General features: G+C 48.7%; 20 protein-coding genes and 1 other RNA gene. 4 read left to right on the plus strand and 17 right to left on the minus strand.

The window, feature by feature from the left end; all coding sequences use genetic code 11:
• Positions 1-485: 485 nt before the first annotated feature.
• The 8 genes from DWZ56_RS17860 to tadA all read right to left on the minus strand — a co-directional run bounded on the left by DWZ56_RS17860 (position 486) and on the right by tadA (position 8,631).
• Complete coding sequence (locus tag DWZ56_RS17860) at positions 486-1,202, minus strand: CvpA family protein (protein ID WP_118557969.1); 717 nt, start codon at positions 1,200-1,202, stop codon at positions 486-488.
• Between the two features lie 95 nt (positions 1,203-1,297).
• Positions 1,298-3,139: a tetratricopeptide repeat protein gene (locus DWZ56_RS17865; protein ID WP_118557970.1), complete on the minus strand. Its 1,842-nt coding sequence runs from the start codon at positions 3,137-3,139 to the stop codon at positions 1,298-1,300.
• A 769-nt stretch (positions 3,140-3,908) separates the two neighbouring features.
• Entirely contained in the window at positions 3,909-4,505 is a 597-nt protein-coding gene (gene recR / locus DWZ56_RS17870) for a recombination mediator RecR (RefSeq protein ID WP_118557971.1), read from the minus strand.
• Positions 4,505-4,870, minus strand: a complete 366-nt coding sequence (locus DWZ56_RS17875) for a YbaB/EbfC family nucleoid-associated protein (RefSeq protein WP_118557972.1) — start codon at positions 4,868-4,870, stop codon at positions 4,505-4,507. Before DWZ56_RS17875 ends, recR begins: the two co-directional genes overlap by 1 nt.
• Before the next feature lie 27 nt (positions 4,871-4,897).
• Positions 4,898-6,487 carry a DNA polymerase III subunit gamma/tau gene (dnaX, locus tag DWZ56_RS17880; RefSeq protein ID WP_118557973.1) on the minus strand — a complete coding sequence of 530 codons (1,590 nt, stop codon included), beginning with the start codon at positions 6,485-6,487 and terminating at the stop codon, positions 4,898-4,900.
• Between the two features lie 11 nt (positions 6,488-6,498).
• Complete coding sequence (locus DWZ56_RS17885) at positions 6,499-7,575, minus strand: 6-phosphofructokinase (RefSeq protein WP_118558088.1); 1,077 nt, start codon at positions 7,573-7,575, stop codon at positions 6,499-6,501.
• 259 nt (positions 7,576-7,834) lie between these two features.
• An RNA gene (ffs, locus tag DWZ56_RS17890) (signal recognition particle sRNA large type) lies at positions 7,835-8,095 on the minus strand.
• Positions 8,096-8,112: 17 nt separating this feature from the next.
• The gene (gene tadA / locus DWZ56_RS17895) at positions 8,113-8,631 is read right to left on the minus strand and encodes a tRNA adenosine(34) deaminase TadA (RefSeq protein WP_118557974.1); all 519 of its coding nucleotides are present in this window, start codon (positions 8,629-8,631) and stop codon (positions 8,113-8,115) included.
• Positions 8,632-8,824: 193 nt separating this feature from the next.
• On the opposite strand from tadA, the gene DWZ56_RS17900 reads away from it, so the two are divergent.
• Entirely contained in the window at positions 8,825-9,916 is a 1,092-nt protein-coding gene (locus DWZ56_RS17900) for a hypothetical protein (RefSeq protein WP_118557975.1), read from the plus strand.
• 2 nt (positions 9,917-9,918) lie between these two features.
• Here the strand turns inward: DWZ56_RS17900 and DWZ56_RS17905 are convergent, their stop codons facing one another.
• Positions 9,919-10,605: an anaerobic ribonucleoside-triphosphate reductase activating protein gene (locus tag DWZ56_RS17905; protein ID WP_118557976.1), complete on the minus strand. Its 687-nt coding sequence runs from the start codon at positions 10,603-10,605 to the stop codon at positions 9,919-9,921.
• A 216-nt stretch (positions 10,606-10,821) separates the two neighbouring features.
• On the opposite strand from DWZ56_RS17905, the gene DWZ56_RS17910 reads away from it, so the two are divergent.
• Positions 10,822-11,091, plus strand: coding sequence for a hypothetical protein (locus tag DWZ56_RS17910; protein WP_118557977.1), 270 nt, complete (start codon positions 10,822-10,824; stop codon positions 11,089-11,091).
• Positions 11,092-11,313: 222 nt separating this feature from the next.
• Here the strand turns inward: DWZ56_RS17910 and DWZ56_RS17915 are convergent, their stop codons facing one another.
• The 3 genes from DWZ56_RS17915 to DWZ56_RS17925 all read right to left on the minus strand — a co-directional run bounded on the left by DWZ56_RS17915 (position 11,314) and on the right by DWZ56_RS17925 (position 14,468).
• Positions 11,314-12,663: a glucose-6-phosphate isomerase gene (locus DWZ56_RS17915; RefSeq protein ID WP_118557978.1), complete on the minus strand. Its 1,350-nt coding sequence runs from the start codon at positions 12,661-12,663 to the stop codon at positions 11,314-11,316.
• A 203-nt stretch (positions 12,664-12,866) separates the two neighbouring features.
• On the minus strand, positions 12,867-13,595 hold the full coding sequence (locus DWZ56_RS17920) for a hypothetical protein (protein WP_118557979.1): 729 nt from the start codon (positions 13,593-13,595) through the stop codon (positions 12,867-12,869).
• 171 nt (positions 13,596-13,766) lie between these two features.
• Positions 13,767-14,468: a 5'-methylthioadenosine/adenosylhomocysteine nucleosidase gene (locus DWZ56_RS17925; RefSeq protein ID WP_118557980.1), complete on the minus strand. Its 702-nt coding sequence runs from the start codon at positions 14,466-14,468 to the stop codon at positions 13,767-13,769.
• A 245-nt stretch (positions 14,469-14,713) separates the two neighbouring features.
• On the opposite strand from DWZ56_RS17925, the gene DWZ56_RS17930 reads away from it, so the two are divergent.
• Complete coding sequence (locus tag DWZ56_RS17930; RefSeq protein ID WP_118558089.1) at positions 14,714-14,959, plus strand: TIGR03905 family TSCPD domain-containing protein; 246 nt, start codon at positions 14,714-14,716, stop codon at positions 14,957-14,959.
• 13 nt (positions 14,960-14,972) lie between these two features.
• Positions 14,973-16,043, plus strand: a complete 1,071-nt coding sequence (locus DWZ56_RS17935) for an undecaprenyldiphospho-muramoylpentapeptide beta-N-acetylglucosaminyltransferase (RefSeq protein ID WP_118557981.1) — start codon at positions 14,973-14,975, stop codon at positions 16,041-16,043.
• Between the two features lie 62 nt (positions 16,044-16,105).
• Here the strand turns inward: DWZ56_RS17935 and DWZ56_RS17940 are convergent, their stop codons facing one another.
• From DWZ56_RS17940 to DWZ56_RS17960, 5 genes are all read right to left on the minus strand, one after another.
• The gene (locus DWZ56_RS17940; protein WP_118557982.1) at positions 16,106-16,531 is read right to left on the minus strand and encodes an HIT family protein; all 426 of its coding nucleotides are present in this window, start codon (positions 16,529-16,531) and stop codon (positions 16,106-16,108) included.
• Positions 16,532-16,639: 108 nt separating this feature from the next.
• Positions 16,640-17,668 (minus strand): DUF6382 domain-containing protein, encoded by a 1,029-nt coding sequence (locus DWZ56_RS17945; protein ID WP_158584651.1) that lies wholly within the window; start codon positions 17,666-17,668, stop codon positions 16,640-16,642.
• 46 nt (positions 17,669-17,714) lie between these two features.
• Positions 17,715-17,990, minus strand: coding sequence for a hypothetical protein (locus DWZ56_RS17950; protein ID WP_118557984.1), 276 nt, complete (start codon positions 17,988-17,990; stop codon positions 17,715-17,717).
• Positions 17,991-18,005: 15 nt separating this feature from the next.
• Positions 18,006-18,446 (minus strand): prepilin peptidase, encoded by a 441-nt coding sequence (locus DWZ56_RS17955; protein ID WP_118557985.1) that lies wholly within the window; start codon positions 18,444-18,446, stop codon positions 18,006-18,008.
• Entirely contained in the window at positions 18,443-19,267 is an 825-nt protein-coding gene (locus tag DWZ56_RS17960; protein ID WP_158584652.1) for a TadE/TadG family type IV pilus assembly protein, read from the minus strand. Before DWZ56_RS17960 ends, DWZ56_RS17955 begins: the two co-directional genes overlap by 4 nt.
• Positions 19,268-19,290 lie beyond the last annotated feature (23 nt).

Consider the following 19,290-nt stretch of genomic DNA (forward strand, 5'->3'; position numbering starts at 1 on the left):
CACGCCGCCAGCGTTCATCCTGAGCCAGGATCAAACTCTCGAATTATAGTTTGCTCTGGATCAAAAGAAACTATGGCTAATTTTTTTTGATTCCGTTATTACTTGGTTTTTCATGTCACCAACCGACAGGTTGATGACCTGTGCGCACATCAGTGCGCTTCCTTGTTCGTTCTAAAAACTCTTTTTTTGAAGAATTTTCAGGGTTGGAATATACTGTTCAGTTATCAAGGTTCTGTTCTTGTTGTTTTAGCGACAACTTCTATATCCTACCATAAATGGTTTTTGTTGTCAACAACTTTTTTAATTTTTTTTATTTCTTTGCTGACCCGTTTTGGCCAGCGAAAAATAGTCTATCATTATGCAAGCAATTTGTCAACTACTATTTTGTATTTTTTTCGAGTTTTTCGCAGGTTTTTCGCAGCCTATGTTTTTAACCGCTTTTAACTAGTTTAAATGTAAGCGTGTCAGCATACGAGGTACTAGTACTAGGCAAATATGCCCGATGCGATCCCCAGCACGAGCCTGGCCAGCAGGTTATGATTGTACAGAAATCTAAGGAATTCGTTCTCTTCAACCATACCCAATATGCCGGCCCCCCATTGCGTTCCGGAAAAAACAGAGAGAATCAGGCAGCAGATCCAGACAATGACCATCCCCTTAAGCAGCCCCACCCCCAGGCCAGCCACCTTATTGATGCCGTGTATCACAGGAATGCGTCCAATAATATCCAGCAGCCCCATGAGCAGATGCAGCACCATGGAGATTACAAGCATGGCGATCAAAAATGCAGCTACATTCAGGACAATATTTGTCATGTACCCGCCCACGTATTCTTCCAGTGTGTCCACTCCCAGGCGCTCATAGTTTTCATCATTATTGTGTTCCATCAGCGACTTCTTCCACGATTCAGGCAGGGGAACGCTTTTAAGGTACTCCTCCACCTCTCCGAAAGCTCCCTCCGCAGTCTGATCAATGCTCTCTGCGACAGACTCTGAAAACCGTTTCTGCAGTGCCTGTTCCACCGATGTATGGTCACGGATCACATTTCCCACCACGGGTGTCAGCCAGATCCCCAAAAGTATCGTCAGAATATAAGCCGCCATTTCCATTGCGATTCTTAAAAACCCTTTCCGGTACCCATCCAGAGTAAACAACAGCAGAACCGCCGCCACAATTATAAATACGATATTTATCCCTTCCATATCTACCTCTGTTTTCTATGCCTTTCCCAGTAAGATTGTCAAAAAACGGCACGGCGTTCCGATTGTTCCCTCGAAATGCTGTGCCGGTTCCATTCCTATGATTTCAGATTGCGCTCCCTGATGATCAGCCGTCCTTCTTTATCATATTTTGAAGAGAACAGGCCCTTTAATCCCCTGTGCTCCGCACGATCCACCGCTTCATCCGTCAGCTGGATTGCAAGTTCTTTGGTAAGAGCCACATTGTCCTCCAGATACTTTTCAGCGATCGCATAGAGCTCCAGCTCTGCCAGATCCTCAAATATACATTCCAATTCGTTGGCATATGCCTTTACATAATCCACAAACGCATCTGCCGTGAGATTGCCCGCAGCGCCGGCTTCCGCTGAAGACACAGCCTTTGCAGGCGGTTTTACCTCCGGAATATCCATATGCATTTCTTCTCCCAGCGGTTCCGGAACTGCCTGCGATTCCGCCTTCTTTTCCAACTCCGGTTCTTCCTCGGCCAAGGGCTCCGGTATCTCCTGATGCACCTGCAGCTTGATCACCTTAGGGGTTGGTTCCGCTGCAGGAGAAACAGCCGCAGCCTCTCCCTTTGCAATTGCATTGTGCAATTCCGGTAACTCCGTTTTAAGTATACCCCTTATGCGTCCGTCCAATACCGATATCTCTTCGGTGCTGCCACAAAGCGCAATCACCATGGAATCGGAACCTTCCCGCACTGCCTGTACACAATCCTCCAGCACGCCATCTTCCAGCTCTGAAGCACCTATCACGATCATATCCGCGCCATCCAGCTTGCCAAGCGCTGTCTGCATACCCATTTTATTGAGCTTAGCGCCGGTTACCTTAGCAACTTTTGACACAGGTATAGAGAGACTGTCATGCAGCTGTCTGATAGAAGCTACAGTCTCTGTTACCGCCTTATCCGGCTCCGCCACCACTGATAGAAGGAGTCTGTCGGGAATCTGCACTTCCAGCTCCTGCACCGGTTCAGTTGCTGGTTCCGGCTCTTCATCCTCTTCTAAGAGTTCCTCGATCTCCATGACATCTTCCTGCACAGTCTGACCGCCTTCGCAAGGCTCTGCGCTCAAAGTAGCGGCCATCTCTTTTACTACGGCCGCCAGGGCATCCTCTAATTCAGACCTCATCCCCATATCTATATCCGCCGGTCCTGCTTCCGTTTCCGGAGCAGATGCCTGCTGTAATTTTTCTGTCTCAGGCATTTCTGATACGGCGTTTTCACCCATGCCCGCTTCCATTAAGGCAGATGTTTCCTCTCCCACCGACCCAAACTCCCTGGCGACCTTGTTCAGATTTTCCACATACTTTTCCTTATGCTCCGCCTTCTCAAGCTGATCCGGCGTCAGAGGTTCGTAAATCTGCTTCAGCTCCATCGCGCGTTCCACATACGTGCCCACGCTGAACCACAGGATAATCTCATCACAGAGTCTGACACATTCATCTTTTTTACCGGCCTTATGATAGAGCTTGGCCAGTTCATACGCCCACTTTTCGTCGAATTCGCGCTCTTTATAAGCCTCCAGCACTGCGATCTGCTTATCCAGAGGCTCTTTCTTCGCCGATAAAATTATATACTTCAATATGTATTTACCCTGATCCTGAGGGGCCTCATCCAGGTACTCTTTATAAAAAAGCTCCGCATCCTGAAAATTACCCTCTTTAGCGGAAATCTCTACCAGCTTATACAACAGCCTGCGGCCCACCGGGGCGCGCTCATATGCCAGAAGCAGCACATCCTTGGCATCCTGATAGCGTTCATTTTTTTCATATATTAACGAAACCGTAGAAAGTATCCTAAGATTCTTCTCACGGCGCCAGTCCACGGTATCCGCGATTTTGGCAGCCGTTTCATAATCCTTCTGGTCCACAAGTTTCTTCATCTTCTGCATTTTGATATTGTACTCGTACTTGTCCAACGATTCCACCTCAATTTTAGACTGAATTTTCAAACACGCTCTAGCCACTTGAAACTTGCCTATAGTTTAGCACAGCTCATATCGCTTGTCAAAAGAATATGAAAATAGAGAGCAGCAAATGCCGCTCTCTATAAATGAATTTTATTTAGTTGTAGTTTAATATATAAATCGGAGTTTATCTCTGTGATCTACGTCTTGTATGCCTTCTTTATAAAATCATCAATCATATAGTTTATTTTTCTGATCAATCCTTACTCTAATGGGATTTTTATATCAATACAAATAAAACCAAATCTGAGACTTTATATTAAAATAGCCTGTAATTCCGTATTCGCTATAAGACCAGTCTCTTCCGTACCGGTCTTTTTGCTATGGCACCTGTACAATATATCCAGAAAAGGAACTGTATCACATTTGATCCGGTATTTTCATACCTCCGATTATTTGATAACGATATCTTCCGGATACTTACTATTTATTTTGATGAAGGCTGCTTACACAAGACTTCTTCATCTTTTCTGTATGATACTGTACTGCCATAGACTGCTCTGAAATGTCCAGTGGAATCAACCTCCTATTCAATCCATCAACTAAAGCCTTTCTCGTCAGCTTCTATTGACTTGAGTTTTTTACTAACATTATAATAGCATAGGAGCCAAGAATTGTCAACACTTCTTTTTAATATTTTATCAATTAATTTGTTTTTGATTGCGTATTTTGTATATATTTTTCGAATTAATTGATTTTTATATTATTTTCACACAATTCTTTATAATTCTATACGACCCTCCAAAGCCCGCAGCAATGTAACCTCATCAATATATTCCAGGTCGCCCCCCACCGGAACTCCGCTGGCAATCCTTGTAACCTTTATGCCCGTCGGCTTAATCAGCTTGCTGATATACATCGCCGTTGTTTCGCCTTCCAGACTGGAGTTTGTGGCGATGATCACCTCTTCCACATCTCCCTGAAGGCGCTGCATCAGTTCCTTAAGTTTAATGTCATTAGGGCCGATGCCCAGGGCCGGGGAAATAGCCCCGTGCAGCACATGGTAGACTCCTTCATATTTGCCGGTTTTCTCATAGGCCGCCAGGTCCCTGCTGTTTTCTACCACCATGATCACATGCTGGTCACGCCTGGGGCTGCTGCAGATCGGGCACAGTTCGCCGTCCGTCAGTGTCAGGCACCGGCTGCAATAACGCACGTTCTGCTTCGCATCTATCATGATTTTTGAAAGGCGCTCCACCTGTTCCTTTGGCATATTGATTATATGAAACGCCAGGCGCTGCGCCGATTTGGAGCCTATGCCCGGCAGCTTGGACAGCTCCTCTATCAGCGCACTGATCTGGCTGCTATAGTAATCCATCAGAAAGGAAATCCTCCCCCTAAACCGCCTAATCCGCCGCCGAGACCGCCCGTGATATTGTTCATCAGTTTTGCGTTCTCTTCTTCCATCATGCGAAAGGCTTCATTAGTAGCAGCAATGATCAGATCCTGGAGCATTTCAATGTCGTCCGGATCCACCACTTCCTCTGAAAGCTTCACAGCCACCACTTCTTTCTTACCGGAAACAGACACCTCCACCGCACCGCCGCCGGCAGCAGCAGTAAAGACTTTCTCCTCCATTTCCTTTGTCGCATCCTCCATCTGACGCTGCATTCTCTGCGCCTGCTTCATCAGATTATTCATATTGCCCGGCATACCTCCGGGAAATCCACCTCTCTTAGCCATGTTCTTCCTCCATTTTCATAATTAATCTTATTCTTCCGGCATGGATATCTCCATATGAAACGCCTCTTCGAGCTCATCCCTGCTCACATAAACTGTGCCGGCGGCCTCATTTGCGCCCTTTTGTCTCGCTTTAAACTCAAAGGATTTCTGATACGTTTCATTCACATAATCCCTGACCTGCTCCAGCACAGAAGGTCTTGCTCCAATCAGATAGGTACCGGCATCCTGGAATACGATGCACATCACCCCGTCCTGTACCGGTTCCACCTGGCTGCCGGCCAGCGCAACCCGCGCCGCGCCGCCCAGCTGTCCGGTAATCCTGTTCCATTCGCTGCGCACCAGATTCAGATCGTCCAGCTGCGCCTTCGGAAGAACAATTTCCTTCTTTTCCTCCGGCTCTGCGCTCTGCGCCGCATCCTGTGCAGATACCGTAACCGCTGCGGCAGGATAGGAAACCGCTGCGCCTTCCTGGACCCGTTTTTCCAGCTGTTCCAGTCTCTGGAGCACGGAATCCAGGTTTTGCTCCATGGACGGCCTTGTTAATTTTATAAAAGCGATCTCTACAGGCACCCTCTTATCCGTGCCGTAGCGGATCTGATTGGACAATTCAGAAAAGACGCGTATATAACGCATCAACGTTTCCTCGCTGACGCTGGCAGCGATATCCGCCAGCTGCTTTAAGTCCTCTTCGGATACGTCCAGAGCATCCGCATCCATATCGGAGGATTTCAGGAGCAGAAGATTGCGCAGATACCAGATAAAGTCTGTCACCAGCTGTGACAGTTCCCTTCCCTGCATGACAATCTCTTCCAATTTGTAAATAACTTCCGCTGTCCTGCCCGCGAGCGCCAGTAAAAGCAGCTGTCCCAGCATCTCATGATCCACTGCGCCAAGGACATCCAGCACCTTTGCATAATCCAGTTTCTGTCCGTAATAAAACGCTATGCATTGGTCCAGAAGGCTGATCGCATCACGCAAGGAACCGTCCCCCTTCTTGGCCACATATCTTAACGCCTTTTCCTCTATCTGAATATTCTCCCCATCGGTGAGCTCGCGCAGTCTCGCAGCGATGGTGTCCAGAGAGATTCTCCTGAAATCGTATCTCTGACACCGCGACAGTACGGTGATCGGTATCTTGTGGGCCTCGGTAGTCGCCAATATAAATATTACGTATGATGGCGGTTCCTCCAATGTTTTTAATAGCGCGTTAAAGGCACCTGTAGAAAGCATATGCACCTCGTCTATGATATAAACTCGGTATCTGCCCTCCGCAGGGGAATACTGCACCTCATCACGGATCTCCCGGATGTTGTCCACGCCGTTGTTGGATGCGGCATCGATCTCAACCACATTCACATTGGCGCCGGCCTGGATCGCCCGGCAGGAGGCGCATTCATTGCAGGGACTGCCGTCCACCGGATGTTCACAGTTGACCGCTTTCGCAAAAATCTTCGCTATGGTAGTCTTACCCGTACCTCTGGTTCCGCAGAAAAGGTAAGCGTGTCCCACTCTCCCGGATATGATCTGATTTTTCAAAGTAGTTACAATATGATCCTGGCCTTTCACATCATCAAAGGAATCCGGCCTCCATTTGCGGTATAACGCTGTATAAGACATTTATCTCTCCATCAATCTCCAAATTTAATCCCCACAAGCTTCGCTTCTTTTATAAAGGAGCATTCCGGATCCACTGTTTTCAGCTTTCCAGCCACTTCCTCCAGCGGGACCTCCGTAATTTCGTTATTTTTAACCGCGACGAGGCAGCCATACCGGCCTTCCGATATCAGCTGCGCCGCATGTGCGCCCAGCCTGGTAGAAAGCACGCGGTCATACGGACACGGTTCCCCGCCTCTCTGCATATGGCCGGGCACGGTAACCCGCACTTCCATACCGCAGATATCCTGGATCTGCGCCGCTATTTCATAAGCTACGGAAGGATATTTCTCGCCGTTTTTCTTTTTCTCTTTCAGTTCTTTCTTGGTGAGCGCAGCATCTTCCTTGGAGATCGCGCCTTCTGCCACAGCGATAATTGTAAACCGCTTGCCGGCTCTGGCCCGCTTCTGCACGGCATCCACCACGTGGTTGATATCATAAGGAATCTCGGGAATCAGGATGACATCCGCTCCGCCTGCGATTCCGGCATGCAGAGTCAGCCACCCCACTTTGTGGCCCATCACCTCCACAATAAAGACTCTGCCATGAGATGCAGCTGTGGTGTGAATGCAGTCAATGGCATTGGTGGCGATATTTACCGCGCTCTGAAAACCAAATGTCATATCCGTTCCCCAGAGATCGTTGTCGATGGTTTTGGGCAGACCGATAATATTGAGCCCTTCTTCCCGCAGAAGATTCGCAGTCTTCTGACTGCCATTGCCGCCCAGCACAACAAGACATTCCAGTTTGAGTTTGCGGTAGGTGTGTTTCATTGCTTCCACCTTATCCAGACTGTTTTCATCCGGTACCCGCATCAGTTTAAAAGGCTGTCTGGACGTTCCCAGTATGGTTCCTCCCTGCGTGAGTATTCCAGAAAAATCCGAGGGCTGCATCATATGGTAATCCGCATAAATCAGGCCCTTGTACCCCTCTTCGAATCCAATGATTTCTACATCGTCATACATCTGGTACAAAGCCTTGGCAACACCCCGCATCGTCGCATTGAGGCTCTGGCAGTCTCCGCCGCTGGTCAAAATTCCAACTCGTTTCAATGACAGCACTTCCCTTCTTTTATTATCAGACACACGGCCGCTCCTGCCCGGAGCTTTGTGCGTATCCGTCTACGTTACCGCACACTGTCCCCGGGCATACCGCCGTCCGGGATTGACGCTGTACATCTTATTATATAATAAATGGCTTTGGCGGGCAAGCAAAAAAGAGTGCGCACGCTTTCGTATGTTTTCATATAAAACAGAAAAAAGAACCTGCCGCAGCAGACTCTTTTCGTCTCAATATGATTTATATTTTAATCCGCGCGCCCTGCTTTGAAAACAGACCATAAGCGTTACCTGTACAGTTAGCTCAGCTCAGGCTGTCTTACGGCACACAGGAGGTTTCACTTAGTGCTGCTTCATTCCTGACCTGACACGGTTCGTGAATTCCTGTTGCGCAAGACCCAAGCATCAACGCCACTTATACAGGGCAGCCCTACAATCTGTCCCCTGGGCAGGACATCACCCCTGCTGTAGCGGATTGCAGGTACAGGGCACCGCTGCCTCCCCGGCTGCGCGGAAATTTTATGACAATAGTTATGGGTGCTCATAGTATACTCCGGTTTTGGTGGGTTTGTCAACCGCAATTTTCTCCCTTTTAACGCGGACACGAAGCTCACGGAAAAATGTCTTGAGCATCTCGGAGCACTCCTGTTCCAGCACGCCTCTGGTTACCTTGACCCGGTGGTTGAATTCCGGCATTTCCAGCAGATTGAGTATGGAGCCCGCGCATCCGGCTTTGGGATTCATGCAGCCGATCACCACCTCCGGTATCCTGGCCTGGACGATGGCTCCGGAGCACATCTGGCAGGGTTCCAGGGTCACGTACATGACACAGCCCTCCAGCCTCCAGTCTCCGATCACTTTGCCCGCCTTTTTCATAGCCGCAATCTCAGCATGGGAAAATGTGCTTTTATCGGTATTCCTCCTGTTATATCCTCTCCCGATAATCCTGCCCTGATATACGATCACACATCCGATCGGAACCTCTCCCAGCGCGGCGGCCTTTTTGGCCTGTTTCAGCGCCTCCCGCATATATTTTTCCTGATCTGTCATGCATATACCCCTTTCACCGATCTCCCAGCAGCGCAGCTATGCGAAAAACATCTTGTGCCTGGGTAGATTTTGTTGTAATCTATAATTAACTGCGCAGATGCAATCTGCCTGATCATAAAATTATTGAAGCTGTGTCAAACCCTGTGATTGCCCAAGGGCATCACTATTATAGAGGAACTAAAGGAGGATACCAATGGCCCCGATTACAAACGATACTGTGGCCTTTCTTCAGGAAGCGAAAGCCGCCTTAACAGAGCTTGAAGAGTTAAAAAACCGGCATCACGAACTGGAGATCACGGAAAAACGGCTGGAGAAGACTCTGCTGGCCGAAAAAAAGGCTGTGGATGACAACATCGAGCTGACCGTCCGTGAGCGCAAGGAGCAGATCAGCAGCACTTATGATAAAGAAATACGCGGCGACCAGGAAAAGCTCCGAAAGCTTAACGCCAAACGGGAAAAAGCGAAAGCGAGAGGAATCCGCGGACGCATAGAAGATGAGACAGCCGACCTGCATGAAGAAAACCGCAGGCTCATGGTTGAGACCAAGACCCTGTTCCGCAAGAACAAGGTTCCGTCTTTCTGCAATACCTATCTTTACTATGCCCTGTTTTTCACCAAAACTGCGCGGGAATTCCTGACCCTGTTCATTGCCGCTCTGATCTGTTTTCTGGGCATTCCCTGCGGCGTTTACTATGTGATTCCCCAGCGCCAGCCCTGGTACCTGATTGTCATATACTTTGCCACAATTGTGCTCTTTGGCGGCGGTTACCTGATGATCTCCAACAAAACCAAGATGCGCTATCTATCCATCCTTAAAGAAGGGCGCAAAAACCGCACGCTGATCCGCCTGAACAATAAGAAAATCAAATCCATAACAAGTTCTATCCAGTCAGACCGAAACGAGGACTTTTACAATCTGGATAAATATGACCGCGGTATCGCACAGATCCAGCAGGAGCTGGACGATATCGCCAGCCGCAAGAAAGAAGCGCTGTATACATTTGAAAATGACACCCGGCTAAGGATCGCCGATGAGATACGCGGCAACAACGAAGCAAGGCTGACCAGCCTGAAGCAGAGGCTGAACGAAGCAGCGGCGGAGGGCAGGGATACCGACAGTATGATCAAAACCCTCACCATCACGATAGCGGATGACTATGAATCCTATATCGGCAAAGAATTTATGACCTTTGACGGTCTGGACCGCCTGACCCGCATATTTGAAAACGGTCAGGCCGCCAATATGACGGAAGCATTGGAGGTCGCCCGCAGCACCAGGGAATAGAGCTAATCTATTCCCCTTAATTTTACGTGGGGCACATATGGCTTTACGTATTTGGCGTACAGCTGCATCTCCAGCTTGGACGGCGTTTCGAAATAGTGGTTTGGCACCTGTTCTGAGTCTTTAAATGCCTGCAGGTAGTAGGCGCTGCAACCTTCCAGCCATTTCCCGATCGCCGGAAAGTCTTCTTTTTCATGCAGCCCCTTCACCACCGTGGTTCGGAATTCATAAGCGGTATCTCCGGCTTTAAGCAGCTCCACGCTCTCTTCGATCTTGTCTAAATCCAAGTGAACGAGCCCGCAGGCCTTCGCATAATTTTCCCTGGAGGATTTTATATCCATAGCCACATAGTCCACCAGCCTTTCGCTGCAGAGCTCGGCGAGCACATCCGGACGGTAACCGTTTGTATCCAGTTTTACTTCCAGTCCCATATCCTTTACAGCCATAATAAATTCTTTCAGTCCGGACTGCAAAGTGGGCTCCCCTCCGGTGATGCAGACGCCTTCCAGAATCCTGGAACGTTTTCTCAAGAATGTCAGTATCTCATCCTCCAGCATAAACACTTTTGGCTGGATCAAATCGCTGTTATGGCAAAATGGACATCGAAAATTGCATCCGCCGGTGAATACAGTGGCCGCCACGTGCCCGGGATAATCCAGCAGCGTGGTTTTCTGCAGTCCGCAAAATTTCATTTGTTTTCCCCTTTTCATATATGGATCGTATCATATAACGGTTCACTGTCTGGCGACAGCTATGCAAACAGTATTATTATAGCACAAAGTGTAAACAAAATGGATCATAAAATGGGGATCATAAAATGGAAACCGATTACGCTTGCCTGTCCCGGGCCGCAATGATATAATCGGCATGTACAAAAGGAATTTGCATTTGAAAGGATATTTGATAATATGTTTCGTTTATGGGGAAAAATTTTTAAAGATAATCATCTGATAAAGGATACCGTTATATATGACGGCAGCACAAAGCTGAACCGGACCCGTAAAGTGTTCGCCGGGCTGGAGCAGATCTGCCATGAATTCGATTTGGGAAATCCGATTTGGCTGGATAAGAACATCGATGAATTCAAACGCCAGTCCAAGACACGTTTTTATCAGGACAGCTTTATTGAATCCGTTGATTTTGACTTTCTGGAAATTCATGTGATCGAAGAAGATTAGGCCGTTAAATGGCGGGAAAGCATTTTCCAGGCACTTCCCATGTACGTACGGTAAACGCCCTCTCACAGGACTGGTATGAGAGGGCGTTTTTTTATTCAATAATGGTTCCCTGCGCTGCGCTTGGCGGCAGGATTCACCTAAATGCGTGCAAAGCACACCTTTGTTCTTGCAGGAGCTGATCTCACAGGAACCTCTGTCCCGCAGTCAACCCGATATTCAGTTTTATAATCTCTTTAACAGCTCTTCCCGTTCCTTCTCATATCCGGGTTTGCCAAGCAGGGCGAACATGTTCTTCTTGTAGCTTTCCACACCTGGCTGGTCAAAGGGATTTACTCCCAGCAGGTAGCCGCTGACGCCGCAGGCAAACTCAAAGAAATAAAACAGCTGTCCCAAGCAGAACGCATTCTGCTCCGGTATATGTACCATCAGGTTCGGAACCTGGCCGTCCGTATGTGCCAGGATCGTCCCGTTCATTGCGCTCTTATTAACAAAATCAACTGATTTGCCGGCCAGATAATTTAATCCGTCCAGATCCACCTCTTCCTCTTCGAGAATTAATTCGCAAGAGGACTTCTCCACATTCAGAACGGTTTCAAACATGATTCTGGCGCCGTCCTGGATAAACTGTCCCATGGAATGCAGATCCGTAGTGAGGTCTACGGCCGCCGGGAGAATACCTTTTTTGTCTTTTCCCTCGCTCTCACCGTATAACTGCTTCCACCATTCCGACACATAGTGCAGACTGGGTTCATAGTTCGCTACGATTTCCACAGATTTTCCTTTTCTAAGAAGAATATTGCGGATGGCTGCATACTTCAGCGCATCATTATCCGCAAAAGGGGCCTCCAGGGCTGTCTTTCTGGCGGCTGCCGCACCTTCCATCAGCGCATCGATGTCTGCACCGCTGACTGCGATGGGCAGCAAACCTACGGCCGTCAGTACGGAGAAGCGTCCTCCTACGTCATCCGGCACTACGAATGTCTCATAACCCTCTTCCGTTGCAAGCTTCTTCAAGGCTCCGCGCGCCTTGTCGGTAGTTGCATAGATTCTCTTTGCGGCCTCTTCCTTTCCATACTTTTCGATCAGCATCTTCTTAAAAACACGGAACGCGATCGCCGGCTCTGTGGTGGTGCCGGATTTGGAAATTACATTTACAGAAAAATCTTTATCTTTTAAAACATCTTTCAAATGAGTGATATACGTACTGCTGATGCTGTTGCCTACAAAATAAATCTCAGGTGTTTTGCGGACTTCTTTGGATACACAGTTGTAAAAGCTGTGGTTTAAAAACTCAATCGCGGCCCTGGCGCCAAGATAGGAACCGCCGATACCAATTACCAGCAGCACATCTGAATCCTCTTTAATTCTGTCCGCCGCTTTTTTAATCCTGTCAAACTCTTCTTTGTCATAGTTCACAGGAAGATCGATCCAGCCCAGAAAATCATTTCCCGCGCCCTGTTTCGATACCAGCGTTTCCTTTGCATCTGCTACCAGCTTCTCCATATAGCCAATTTCCGCCTCTGAAATGAACGGTTTTGTTTTGGAATAATCAAATCTGACAACTTGTCCCATGATTTATCTCCTTTTCTCATGATTTTATGGCACGCCATACTCCGGCAAAAATGCCCGTCAATACATCGATTCTGGTTTTATTATAGCGAATCCGGCCGCCATAATCAAGCTTATTTACGATGCAAATCCGCATATATACCGGACATGCCGATCAGCCGGCTGTCAGTCATACAGATGCAAATCTACGGCAATATCCTGCCGCTTTACGACAGATATTCTTTTATGATATCCCCAATCAGTTTTTCCTCCTCCGGCGTGAATTTCAGTTCGGCTCTCCGGCTCTCTTCCCGCTCCCTGCCAGCAGCAATCCGGTCCAGACTCTGCTTTAGATATTCAATCTCCTTCTTGCGCTCTTCAGCCGCCGGATCTGTTTTCTCCTTCTCTTCCTCTGTCTCCAACACGGCATTTTCCTGATTGCCCGTCTGCAGCCGGGCTACCACCGTGTTTTCAAAATAATCCTCTATAGAAACAAGAAACTGCCGCTTTTTCCCCCTTACACCGGTTAATAAATAAAACCATGCCGGCGCGAAGCTTGACAGTAATCCTGCTGCAACATATAAGGCGGTCATTTCGGGACTGATTCCAGAGAAAAACCCCGCGGCCGCAAGAACCGAGCCTGCCAGGAAGCACAGCATCGCGGCTTGTCCGCATGCCCGCTCCCATCGGTACAGACTTATTCCAAATGTTCGGCTTTGGTACACCTGCCTTTCCAAAAAGGCCCTGATATTTTGTATACCTCCGCTTACTCTGTATGTATTTTCAAATTTTACTTTTAACTGCAGCAGAAATTTATTTCTCGTATCCGGCATTGATCTGCATTGCCGAAACAGTTTCCGATAGCCATGCGCTCCGATCAGCGCTGCCAGGATTCCCAATATACTCACTGCTGCCAAACCATAAAGTGCCCATCCATTTTCCAAAAATTCTAACATAAAAATACTCCCTCCTGTTGTTTCCAGATTTTTACAGACATTATATACTCATTGTCCGGATTTGGAAAGAGAGAAGAGAGTAAAATCGTTCGACACGTTTGTCGTATTTTGTCCGCCCGGATTTTATCCAGGCGGATCCGCTTGTTCCGTTGCTTCGCAGGATAGACACTGTCAGGAGAAAAACGCCCGCTCTGCGATTCCGATTATCAGGCGGATGCTGTGCTCAATCGCCTTGGCTTCAAATGTCTCATAATCCATATTGGCACTGTCGTCCGCTTTGTCCGATATCGCTCTGACCACCAGATATGGTATGTGGTTTAAATAGGCGGCCTGTGCTATAGCTGCGCCCTCCATCTCGGTACAGTAGCCGCCGAAATGTTCTGCCAGCCACTCCTTCTTCGCCTTATCCGAGATGAACTGATCACCGCTGACCACCCTGCCTACAAATACGTGTATATCGGGATTGACTGTTTCACAGGCTTCCTTAGCCGTCCTTATCAGCTTTTCATCTGCCGGAAAAACTGAGACATCCATCTGCGGTATGATGCCCGGTTCGTAACCAAAACCTGTCGCATCCATATCATGCTGCAGGGCATCTTTAGAGAGAACAATATCTCCAATATCGATCTTTGCCTGCAGGGAACCTGCAATTCCGGTATTAATAATCGCGTTCACCCGAAACACGTCCGCCAGTATCTGCGTACAGACAGCAGCGTTCACCTTACCTATGCCGCTTTTCACAACCACCGTCGGTTTCCCGCACAGCTGTCCCTGATAAAAATCCATACCGGCTCTGGAAGTGACAGTCACCCCTGTCATGTGCGCCTTAATTCCCGCAACTTCCTGATCCATAGCTCCTATTATTCCCAGCATAACATTTCCTCCTGATATCGCATACATTAATTATGTAGAGCTTTCAGCCAAAACCTTAGGTTACAGGTTACCGTTCACGGCTGCCGTAAACAGTAACTGTTACAGTCCGGCAATACATACCTTATTATATACAACAATTGCGCAAAAAGCAAATTTGTGATATAAAAGAAAGGATACGGCAAGATGACCGGGGTAAGGAGACAGAATAGCAATGCGCGGAATAAAGCGCAGGAATGGAGGAAAAGATGAACTATAAGACAAGCGGAGTATGTTCCAGTCAGATTACCTTTGACGTAAAGGACAATAAAGTAGTGAATGTGCATTTTATCGGAGGCTGTTCAGGCAACACACAGGGTATCGCCAAACTCGTGGAGGGAATGGATATCGATGACGCCATTTCCCGTATGGAAGGCATCCGCTGCGGCATGAAGGGAACATCATGCCCCGATCAGCTCGCATGTGCGCTGAAAAAATTTAAACAGGCGAAATAATTCGGAGGCTCTTATGAAAAAAGTTCTGTTAACCGGAGGCGGTACAGCCGGCCATGTTACGCCGAATCTGGCACTGGTCCCCAAATTGAAAGAAGCTGGTTTTAGTATATCTTATGTAGGATCCTATCAAGGGATTGAGAAAGAACTTGTGGAAAAGGCCGGAATCCCTTATCAGGGGATCTCCTCCGGGAAATTGCGCAGATACTTTGATATAAAGAATTTTACAGATCCCTTCAGGGTCATAAAGGGTTTCTCCGAAGCATCCGCCCTGATAAAAAAGCAAAGACCGGATGCGGTATTTTCGAAGGGAGGATTTGTGGCTGTGCCTGTGGTGCTCGCCGCAAAAAAGCATAAAATACCGGTTATCATCCACGAATCCGATATGACACCCGGCCTGGCCAATAAGCTTTGTATGAAGGCTGCGTCCAAAATCTGCTGTAATTTCCCGGAAACGCTGCAGTATCTGCCGAAGGACAAGGCAGTGCTCACCGGTTGTCCGATCCGAGCGGAACTTCTGTCCGGAAACAGGCTGGCAGGGCTGCGACTAAGCGGTCTCTCTCCAGACAAACCCGTATTGCTCATCATCGGCGGCAGCCTGGGCTCCGTTAAGGTTAATACGGCCGTCCGGCAAATCCTCCCGCGCCTGTTAAAGGACTTTCAGATCGTCCACTTATGCGGCAGGGGAAATCTGGATGAAAGCCTTAAGAATACCGCCGGGTATGTTCAGTATGAATATGTAGGTGAACCTCTGAAGGATCTGTTTGCAATGGCGGATATAGTTATATCTCGGGCGGGTGCCAATGCGATCTGTGAACTTCTCGCTTTGAAAAAACCGGCTCTGCTGATCCCGCTGTCCGCTCAGGCAAGCAGGGGGGATCAGATTCTTAACGCGAAGTCGTTTGCCAAACAGGGCTTTGCCAAGCTGATGGAGGAAGAGGAGCTTACAGACGAACGTCTTCTTGAACAGATTAAGGAGCTGTACAGTAACAGAGCATCTTATATAGAAGCGATGGAAAAAAGCCGCCAGAGCAGTGCTGTTGACATGATTGTCGATCTTCTGACCGGTCTGGTAAGCGGTTCATAATCCCGCCTTTGTTTCGAGGGCGCCTCCTGTCAGTCTTAAGGCAGGAGGCGCCTTCTTTCCGCTTAAAGGCTGGCGATCGCTTCCTTGATCCTGCCTGCCGTCTCCTTTAGTTCTTCCGGAGCCGCTTCCTGGGGCTCCCATGACACAATCGACGGACCGCCTTCATATCTGGGAATGATGTGAATATGAAAATGCCTCACCGTCTGTCCCGCGGCCTCACCGTTATTCTGTACCACGTTAAAGCCGGCACATCCCAGCGCCTTTATCATGGCCTTTCCCACCCTGGCAGCCAAAGGCAGCGCGCGCGCCGCAACAGCTTCATCCAGTTCCAGTATATCTGCATAATGCTCCTTCGGCAATATCAGTGCATGTCCTTTGGATGCCGGCCCCAGATCCAAAATAACACGAAACATTTCGTCCTCATAAACCGTTGAAGACGGTATTTGCCCGTCCGCAATCTTGCAAAAAATACATCCGCTGTCCCTCATGGCATAAACCTCCTACTATTTCTTATTTATTCTGTTAAATATACGCAATAATTGACCGGCTGTCAATCTTTCATCCGGCAATTTCTTAACAGTCTGGGCTGCGGTATGCTATATTTCTTCAAAGATGAATTCCAACTCAGCCACAACAATACAGTCTCCGTCCCGCAGTCTCACCGTATCCCCATTGGCAAGCCTCTTGCCATTTACTTTTGTCCCGTTAGTGGATCCCAGCTCATGCAGGCAGAATTCCCCATACTCATAGCTGATTTCCGCATGATGCCTGCTTACCGTCGGAAATCTTTGAAAGAAGTCTGGGTTTTCTCCTCCCGCATCCTGTGCTTTGCCTATCCTGAAAGGAAACTCTTCCATATATATATCCGGATATTGCTTGGGATCTTTGCTAAGAAGGCGCGCCTGCACCATCCTTTTGCCGCTGTGCGGCGCAAGCTCTGCGTCGGTCGCCCCCCTAAATACCTTTGCCACCTGATATCGGATAGATTCCCATACCGAGCCGGCACCCCTCTGGTCCGCCCCTGCCTCCGGGTAGATCATAGGAGCAGTTTCCTCTTCGGGTAAAGTATCCTCTTCGAAACTGCAAAACAGGTCCATCAGATCTCCCAGCCCGAAGTATTCATTCTGGCATATCTGATGCATTCCATAAACCGTCTTTACAGCTTCCGCATCCTTGTGATCAATGCGTTTAAGCAGAAATTCCACCAGTTCTTTCAATGAATTCTGCAGCGAATTGCCTTTGGCCGGAAGATAACAGAAGTAAATCCGGCCATCATCATCGCAGTAAATGTACATCGGATTCAACAACAGATGGTCTGCTTTGAGTAAATAGTTCTCCAGCTCTGCAGCCGCACCGTTAAGCTGTATAAACAGATTCTTAACTTCATCTATTCCTGTTTTCTTATCCTTCAGAACGGTATCCAGCGTATTCTTGCATGAGATTTCATAGAGAAGCTCAGCACCTTCGTCCCGGTGCCGGACCACTGCGCGCAGTACTCCTTTACAGTCCAGTTCCTGAAGCATCTTCATCTCGAATCCAAATACCGTTTCTTCATCTTCCACATCCACCACCAGATAATGGGTGTTGCGGTTATGCTCATACCGATACGGCATCGTGCTGTTCACATCTCCTCTCCTGCAGGTCATGGCTTCGGCACATCACGCATATAGCTCAGCGCAGCTCAAAGATCCTGCAGAGCCTAATAAATCGTACCGGATCTTCTGTTTTCTGCACATTAAGCAGCAGTTCCCGGCAGGTATCGTACTGGATCGTTACATTATTATAGAGATTCAGGGCCAGCCACAATACCGCCATAACCAGCATCACTGTCATAGGTACCAGGATAGATGCTTCTATCGTATAACTGCCGGGCAGCCAGACAGCCGTATGGTATGTCCTCCCCTGTCTCCCTCCTGTCATGCGGGGGGCTTTTTTTATGGATCTCATCCTGTTCTCCTCCCTTCACCTGCACACTACTTTCAGCACTTCCAATGCTGCAAACGAGACCAGCACGAATGGAGCCAGCGGCAGCGTTGTCTTTCTGCCTCCCATCTTTGTGACCAGCATACCGGTTCCCCACAGTCCGGCAAGCAGCAGGGACATCAGCAGCAAAAAAAGGTTTTCCCAAAAACCCAGATATACGCCGCTCACCATAAACAATGCCGCGTCTCCCAGTCCGACTGCCCCTCCGGTGCCTAGAGAGACAGACAGCAGCACTGCGCCCGGCAAAGCCCCTAGAAACAGTCTGGCCAAAAGCGCAGGCTGCAGACCGGTCTGCATAATCATGACCCCTGCCCCTGTCAGCAGACCGGCTAAAAGTACCGTAAGCGGCAGCTGCCGGCGTTTTATATCGCACAGAGCGCAGATGGCTAACACTGCTGTCAGCAATAAGTTCACTATCATTTCTGTTTTCCTCCCCGCTTGCTGCAGCGGCTGCACAGCGGGCGGTCTCCAACCTGTGACAGCGGTATGGCTGTCACGCCTCTTTTAATACCGCTGCAGGCAAGACTTATGTGAAAACGGGTACCTTCACCCGTTATATAAACGGTATCAGGAATCTTCCCTGCTTTGACGCAGAGTTCACATGGGTGGTAGCGGGCGCCATACTGATTTCTTTCCCGCTCAATCCCCGCATACGCAGCCTGCCGGACAGACAGATTTAAATGCGTACAGTCCGCAAAGGTATGGTATACCGTCCCAGTTTCTGTTATATATACCATCTCTTTTGCAGCGGATTCTTCTCCGGGCCTTTCATCCCCCACCCAGGCGTGACGGTAACTTCTCTGCATCATCGGCACTCTGACCAGCGGAAGTGAGGGTGTGGGAAAAGCCGCTTCATAAGTCACCACCAGATCAATATTGTTGTCTTCATCCGGCAGGCGGCTGCTGTAAAAGGAGAGACCCGAAGCTCCGTTTACGATACAGGAATGATCGAGCCGTTCCCGCCCCGCCTCTTTCAGCACCGCATTCTTCGCACCCGCAAGCGATAATACATAGACTGCGCTCTCTCCCACCCATTCCATAAACCTTGAATCCGTGGCTGCCGCCTGTCCGAGCATTTGTTCCGCATACGCGTATCTGGCCAATTTTCGGGATGTGTTCTCCAGCGCCTGCTGGATATACATATAATCGCACAGCATCAGCAGCGGGTACAGAAGACAACACATCATTATAAGAAAGACAGGGAGCGTGACAGCCGCTTCTACGGTAAGGCTGCCCCGCACAGCCGGCCGCCGGGGAGGAATGT

The sequence above is a fragment of the Lachnotalea sp. AF33-28 genome (assembly GCF_003477885.1).
Lineage (GTDB): Bacteria > Bacillota > Clostridia > Lachnospirales > Lachnospiraceae > AF33-28.

What these genes read in the sequence shown, in the direction of transcription:
- DWZ56_RS17860 (WP_118557969.1), bottom strand. Translation starts at nt 1,202, where the DNA reads ATGGAAGGGATAAATATCGTATTTATAATTGTGGCGGCGGTTCTGCTG.
- recR (WP_118557971.1), bottom strand. Translation starts at nt 4,505, where the DNA reads ATGGATTACTATAGCAGCCAGATCAGTGCGCTGATAGAGGAGCTGTCC.
- DWZ56_RS17875 (WP_118557972.1), bottom strand. Translation starts at nt 4,870, where the DNA reads ATGGCTAAGAGAGGTGGATTTCCCGGAGGTATGCCGGGCAATATGAAT.
- dnaX (WP_118557973.1), bottom strand. Translation starts at nt 6,487, where the DNA reads ATGTCTTATACAGCGTTATACCGCAAATGGAGGCCGGATTCCTTTGAT.
- tadA (WP_118557974.1), bottom strand. Translation starts at nt 8,631, where the DNA reads ATGACAGATCAGGAAAAATATATGCGGGAGGCGCTGAAACAGGCCAAA.
- DWZ56_RS17900 (WP_118557975.1), top strand. Translation starts at nt 8,825, where the DNA reads ATGGCCCCGATTACAAACGATACTGTGGCCTTTCTTCAGGAAGCGAAA.
- DWZ56_RS17905 (WP_118557976.1), bottom strand. Translation starts at nt 10,605, where the DNA reads ATGAAATTTTGCGGACTGCAGAAAACCACGCTGCTGGATTATCCCGGG.
- DWZ56_RS17910 (WP_118557977.1), top strand. Translation starts at nt 10,822, where the DNA reads ATGTTTCGTTTATGGGGAAAAATTTTTAAAGATAATCATCTGATAAAG.
- DWZ56_RS17915 (WP_118557978.1), bottom strand. Translation starts at nt 12,663, where the DNA reads ATGGGACAAGTTGTCAGATTTGATTATTCCAAAACAAAACCGTTCATT.
- DWZ56_RS17920 (WP_118557979.1), bottom strand. Translation starts at nt 13,595, where the DNA reads ATGTTAGAATTTTTGGAAAATGGATGGGCACTTTATGGTTTGGCAGCA.
- DWZ56_RS17925 (WP_118557980.1), bottom strand. Translation starts at nt 14,468, where the DNA reads ATGCTGGGAATAATAGGAGCTATGGATCAGGAAGTTGCGGGAATTAAG.
- DWZ56_RS17930 (WP_118558089.1), top strand. Translation starts at nt 14,714, where the DNA reads ATGAACTATAAGACAAGCGGAGTATGTTCCAGTCAGATTACCTTTGAC.
- DWZ56_RS17935 (WP_118557981.1), top strand. Translation starts at nt 14,973, where the DNA reads ATGAAAAAAGTTCTGTTAACCGGAGGCGGTACAGCCGGCCATGTTACG.
- DWZ56_RS17940 (WP_118557982.1), bottom strand. Translation starts at nt 16,531, where the DNA reads ATGAGGGACAGCGGATGTATTTTTTGCAAGATTGCGGACGGGCAAATA.
- DWZ56_RS17950 (WP_118557984.1), bottom strand. Translation starts at nt 17,990, where the DNA reads ATGAGATCCATAAAAAAAGCCCCCCGCATGACAGGAGGGAGACAGGGG.
- DWZ56_RS17955 (WP_118557985.1), bottom strand. Translation starts at nt 18,446, where the DNA reads ATGATAGTGAACTTATTGCTGACAGCAGTGTTAGCCATCTGCGCTCTG.